5 protein-coding genes and 2 pseudogenes are annotated in these 5,583 nt (G+C 67.1%); 3 read left to right on the forward strand and 4 right to left on the reverse strand.

What is annotated here, in order from left to right; all coding sequences use genetic code 11:
• Positions 1–93: 93 nt before the first annotated feature.
• A pseudogene (locus ABZ622_RS41550) lies at positions 94–327 on the reverse strand (DDE-type integrase/transposase/recombinase); the annotation flags it as partial.
• A gap of 4 nt (positions 328–331) precedes the next feature.
• Between ABZ622_RS41550 and ABZ622_RS41555 the strand changes: the two are divergent.
• The 3 genes and pseudogenes from ABZ622_RS41555 to ABZ622_RS41565 form a co-directional block, all read left to right on the forward strand.
• Positions 332–1,270, forward strand: a pseudogene (locus ABZ622_RS41555) (DUF6192 family protein); the annotation flags it as partial.
• A gap of 2 nt (positions 1,271–1,272) precedes the next feature.
• Positions 1,273–1,692 (forward strand): RacP protein, encoded by a 420-nt coding sequence (locus ABZ622_RS41560; protein ID WP_360552479.1) that lies wholly within the window; start codon positions 1,273–1,275, stop codon positions 1,690–1,692.
• Positions 1,693–1,759: 67 nt separating this feature from the next.
• On the forward strand, positions 1,760–2,617 hold the full coding sequence (locus ABZ622_RS41565; RefSeq protein ID WP_360552481.1) for an IS5 family transposase: 858 nt from the start codon (positions 1,760–1,762) through the stop codon (positions 2,615–2,617).
• Positions 2,618–2,628: 11 nt separating this feature from the next.
• On the opposite strand, the gene ABZ622_RS41570 is transcribed toward ABZ622_RS41565, so the two are convergent.
• From ABZ622_RS41570 to ABZ622_RS41580, 3 genes are all read right to left on the reverse strand, one after another.
• Positions 2,629–3,210 (reverse strand): GNAT family N-acetyltransferase, encoded by a 582-nt coding sequence (locus tag ABZ622_RS41570; RefSeq protein WP_360552483.1) that lies wholly within the window; start codon positions 3,208–3,210, stop codon positions 2,629–2,631.
• 96 nt (positions 3,211–3,306) lie between these two features.
• Complete coding sequence (locus ABZ622_RS41575; protein ID WP_360552485.1) at positions 3,307–4,749, reverse strand: NF041680 family putative transposase; 1,443 nt, start codon at positions 4,747–4,749, stop codon at positions 3,307–3,309.
• 138 nt (positions 4,750–4,887) lie between these two features.
• Positions 4,888–5,379, reverse strand: a complete 492-nt coding sequence (locus tag ABZ622_RS41580) for a hypothetical protein (RefSeq protein WP_360552487.1) — start codon at positions 5,377–5,379, stop codon at positions 4,888–4,890.
• Positions 5,380–5,583 lie beyond the last annotated feature (204 nt).

Here is a 5,583-nt window from a genome sequence, read left to right on the forward strand (position 1 = left end):
TGATGGCGGGAGTCTTGTGGGTGGCGTAGTTGTCGCAGATCAGGTGGACATCCAGGCCGGCGGGTACTTCTTTGTCGAGCTTGGTCAGGAACTTCCGCCGACGGAGCGGAAGCCCTTCATCGCGCGTTCGCGTTGCCTCGTTGGCTGGTGGGAGTTCTCGGCCCGGTTGTTCAGTCCCTTGTGGGAGCGGTGCTCCACCGAGGGCATGATTTCGCGGTGGGCCGCGCCGTAGGAACGCAGCTTGTCGGTGACGATCACCTTCGGCACCGCCCGGGTCTTCTTCATCAGACGGCGGAAGAACTGCCTGGCCGCGGCCTTGTCGCGGCGGTTTGAGCTGCGGGAAGTAGTCGAACAGCAGACTCGTGGGCAGTTCACGATCGGGGACCGCGCCCTGGAGGTCGAGCCGATGCGGCAGCGGGGCGGCCCGGTCGGGGAGATGGAGTACACGGTCGAACAGTCACTGAAACGACTGGCCGAGGACATCGGTCTGAGCGTCGCCACGGTGAAAACGACCAGGTGGGTGGCCTCCCGCTGGCCGAAGGACCGACGCCGGCCGAAGACCGCGTCCTACACGGTCCACCGGTCGTTGGCGAACATCGAGGACGAGGGTGAGCGCTTCGCAACGATCCTCACGCCGCCGGACGGCAAGGCCCGCTGGACCGCGGACGACGCCAACCGCCGGGTGGGACAGCAGGTCGAAACGCCGATCACTCCGCAGGAGAAGGTCACCGCGATCCACTCGCTGGCCCGGGACGCGGAGGTCGCGGCCGCAGTCACCACCGACTTCCTGAAGCGTCCGCAGGTCGCGGCCAAAGTGTCGGCGGAGGACAAGGTCCGGGTGGTGGAGGAATTCACCCGTGACGAGTCGGTGGCCACCACCGCCGCGACCAGCCTGCTCCGCAGGCCGGACGTCGCCTTCAAGGCGATGAGCGACGACACCGCCCGCTTCCAGGTCAACCATGCCTAGGCCGAACGCAGTCGGCAAGCCCACGACTACTTCGACCGCACGAGCCCGGTCGCACCCGCGGTCCGTAACATCGACCGGACGGTGGAGTTCCTGGACCTGGTCACCGCCTGCCACTCGTTCGTCGCCGCGGCCGGCCGCACCGTTCCCGGCCTGCGCGACCGCACTCTGAGCGAGGACGAACGCACGATCGTGCACCAGAACGTCGCCAAGGTGAAAGCGACACTCGACTGGATCGAAACCGCGGTCGACACCGGCAAGGTCGACATGGACGACGAGCTCGCCCGCATGCTGAAAGGCGAGTGATCATGCCCCGTGCCTCACGGCGACGGGGAGATGCCGCCCGGCGGCACGCGGACACCGTCCGCTTCGTGTTGTTCGAGGCCAGGCCCGCCGGCCTTGAGTTCCAGCAGTTGGTACGCGCCAGCGGACTGTCGCCCAGCCAGGTCAGAGCGGGGATAGGTGCCCTGAAGGACGAAGCCGCGTCCAAGGGCTGGCCGCCGCTGATCTGGACCCGGGCCGACGGCTACCAGCTCGGCGCCGAACGGGCCGCGCTGGAGGCATACGAACGGGCGGTGGTCAGCGAGAAGCTGACCCAGTTCCGCCGGTTCATCACCGGCACCGTCGCCCCGCACGCCGCCGCCCACCCGAACGACAAGTGGGTCAAGCACATCGTCGCCCAGCTCAACTCCATCGAATCCACCCTCGACCTCATCGCCAGCGCCTGACCCTCTCCCCGCGGGGCCGACCGGCTTTGCCGGTCGGCCCCGCCGCAGGTCAAAGCCGGAGGACAAGATGCGTCCCCGCCGCTATCCCTCGGACATGACGGACAACGAATGGGTCCTGATCGAACCGCTGCTGCCGCCGTCGGCCTGCGACACCGCCCGCGGTGGCCGACCGGAGAAACACCCCCGGCGCGAGATCGTCGACGCGATCCGATATGTGGTCGATACAGGTTGCAAGTGGAGGGCCCTGCCCGCGGATTTCCCTCCATGGAGGACCGTTTGGGGCTTCATGGCCCGCTGGGCGGCCTGCGGTGTCATCGGCCAGATCCGTGACGCCCTGGCCCAGCGAATCCGCCGCGAGATGGGCAAAGGCCCGAGGGCCGTGGCCACGATCATCGACTCCCAGTCGGTGAAGGCGGCCTCGACCGTCGGCAAGGACAGCCGAGGCTACGACGCGGGCAAAAAGTTCAATGGCCGCAAGCGGCACCTGGTGGTCGACACACGTGGCCTGCCGCTGTTCGTGATGGTCACCCCGGCCGACCTGCACGACTCCGCCGCCGCCAAGGAAGTCCTCTTCAGGCTGAGGCTGATGCGCCCCGAGATCACCATCGTCTGGGCCGACAGGGCCTACGCCGGCAAGCTCGTGACCTGGGCAAAGAGGCATCTGAACCTCACGATCAAAACGGTCAGCCGACCGAAGGACAGCTCTGGATTCGTCATCCTGCCCCGCCGCTGGGTCGTCGAGCGGTCCCTGGCCTGGATGATGAACGCCCGCCGTCATGCCCGCGACTACGAACGGCTCGTCCAGCACTCCGAGACCCTAATCACCTGGGCAGCGATCACGCTGATGACCCGCCGCATCACCCGCGCAACCAGGGGAGTCGACCGCCTGCCTGTTCCCGCTGCAGGAGGTCGGCAAGACGCCTGAATTTGTTCACGTCACCAGAGCTTGTCGATCTGTCCGGGATACAACCCGATCCGGCTGTCACGGAAAGTCGTCTCGGCCTGCCGGCCTTCGGGCGAGAAGAAGTCGGCCATGGTGACCTTGTCGAAGCCGGGTTGATCGCTGGGGAACGGATCCTGCGGCGTCCCGCCGATCAGCACCGATTCAGGAAGAACACGCCAGCCCGCACTCTCATAGAACGCCTGCAGCGAGCTGTCACACGTGAACAACCCCAGGTCCAGCTTCCGCGCGATCATCATCTCCCGGGCCGCCGCCACCAGGCGCCGGCCGTGCCCGCGGCCACGGGCCTCTCGCCGCGTCACCACCGTGCTGAGTCCGCCAGCGGCGAAGCACCGTCCTGCGTGGACGATCTCCTTGGACAGGATGTCCAGCGCGGCCAGCACCACGCCGTCACCCACGAGCACTATCGACAACGGCTGCAAGGCAGGGTCATGGGCCGGAGCCTCGGGCGGAGCAACCTTTCCTGGTCGTGACGGCCACGCCTCCTCCTGGAGCTGCCGAACCTGCACACGCAGATCGAACGGGGTGACCTCTTCGGGGAACGACAGAATCTGCACGCGCTGATTCTGGTCAACCTCCGCAGAAGGGCAAGAGGTTTTCCCAGTGCTCAGCCTCACCCCGGTTCAGAAACAGCTACTGACCTTGTTCTTTATCTACCAAGATCTTCCGGGCTTGCCGATGGCCTTGAGGGTTTCGGGGCGTTTGACGGTCTTGCCGACGTCGTAGCGGGGTGCCCGGTGTCTGTTCTTGGCGCCGGGTGGCCGTCCGGGGCCGGCGCCGCGGGGTTTGGGAACGCGGACCGGGCAGACGAGGTGAGCGCGGATGTTCCTGAATCCCCGGCGGACCCGGGCGGGGGTGAGCCGGCTGGAGGCGGTGGGCTTCTCCCAGGGCCGGCGTAGGTCCTCGGCGAGAGGGCGGGCGAGCCGGAGTTGGGTGTGAGCGACGATCAGGATCCAGGTCCAGCGGTCCGCCGCCTCGGGAGTACGGAGTTTCGGGGTGGTCCAGCCGAGGGTCTGCTTCGCGAAGCGGAAGGTGTGCTCCAGATCGAAGCGGCGGAGGAACGCCTGCCAGAAACGGTCCACATCGTCCGGGGTGGCACCGGTCTTCGAGGACCACAACCACACCGGCGGAGCGTCCCGGTCCTTCGACAGATGCTCGACCTTCAACCGGAGCAATGTGCCTTCGATCAAAGGCAGTTCGCCGTCGTGGTCGAGCCATGAGGAACGGTGGGTGAGCCGGGGATGGACCCGGTCCCATGCCCGTGTTTCGGCCTTGCCGTAGTTGGTGGTGTCGGTGACAGTGGTGATCGCGGGCTCGGGCCAGGTCTCCGGCCTGGTGAAGCGGAACTCCGGTCCGTGCTTGGGTGGCCGGCCGTTCGTCCCCGGTCGGCGGGTCGGCTTGGGCAGGCGCATGACGCGGTCGGAGCGGACCCGGCCGACCAGCTCGACCGGCAGATCGCGCAGAACCCAGGCCAGGCGGGTGACGTCGTAGCCGGCGTCGCTGACGATCACGATGTGCGGATCCCCCTTCTGCCACTGCCCCGCGGTGATGAGCCGCTCGACGACTCCCCGCAACTGGGCGGCGGTGACCGCGGTCGCGTCGTCGACAGGTCCGAGGCGGACCGCGTCCAGGATCGCGGTCCAGGATGTGGCGCCCGGCTCTAGCGCGGCGACGAAGGAGTAGGGCCAGCCCGGGATGAACTGCGAGGCCGTCTTCGCACGGCCGTAGACGTGGCAGAAGAGCCGTTCCGCCGAGCACGGTGCGTCCGAGCGGAGCCACGGTGACACGTCGACCGCCAGGACCAGGCGCCCGCCGTCGAAACGCGGCAGCGACAGCCCGGCCAGCACCGTCCGCAGCTGATCGGTGTCGATGCGGCCGTGGTTCAGGCCGCCGTACATCGCTCCATGTCCACGACGGTGTTCGGGCAACAGCGTCAGGTCCACCGGGGACTTCACCGCACCGTCGGCACACAGCACCGCGTCCGCCAGCTCGAACAACTCGTCGCGCCGGGCGGTCAGACACTCGTAGAACTCTCCCCGGAAGCGTGACGCTTCCGCGAACGCTTCCCTCCATACGGCATCAGGCAGCAGACTCACTCTCACGGCCTTCGTCTTGGTCAGTGCACCTTGGTCGGAGCACATGATCAGACGAAGGCAGCCCCCCGCGTCCGGCGAATCCCCAGGTGGGCGACTCAGTTCGAGACACCGTTCGAGGCCGGAAGAAATGGAACAAGCTCACAACAGAGTCGAGCGAGCCACGAAGTCCTCACCGCCGTAGAGGGACTCGTACCGGATCTCAACGAGCAGTCTCGTGGAGATGAGCTCCCAGAACCATGCGGATTCCTGCCCGTTTCGCTCTTCGAGATGCAGCAGGTAGCTCCTCTCGCCCGGGATGAGAGCTCCCCCCGTGGACAACGTCTTCACTTTCGGCAGCAGGGGGAGGTCCTGGGCCATCCGGTGATACGTGGGCAGATCCCACTGGCCGATGACCTCCCCGTCGAGAGTGACCGACGTCCGCGTCACGACCGCCGGCCCGATCCCCGCGTTGATCACCTCCAGGCGGGCCACGTCGTCCCGGTATCCCGCACGAACTGTGCGGATCAGCACCAACGGCCGCACCGACTGCCGGTTGTGTGCCCGGGATGCCCGCGCCTGCCCCCAGCTGATCCAGAAGGATCCCAGCGCTATGACGGTCGCGCACACGCCTACACCGGTTTCGATATTCATCCAGACCCTCCCGCGACTGGTCCCGTAGAACAGCGAAGACGCGACGGCCCGTCAGGCGGTTCTACCGTGCTGCGGCCTCCGCCGGACCATCCTGGACTCCAACCACTTACCCCCCCGTTATCTTTTTCGCGGTCCTGCAAGAGGGCCGCTGGCCTCCGGGCCCGGCATGACTGTGTCCCCCTGTCGAAGGAATGACCTGGGGGG

The organism is Streptomyces sp. NPDC007164, from assembly GCF_040634135.1.
In the GTDB taxonomy this organism is placed as follows: Bacteria; Actinomycetota; Actinomycetes; order Streptomycetales; family Streptomycetaceae; genus Streptomyces; species Streptomyces sanglieri.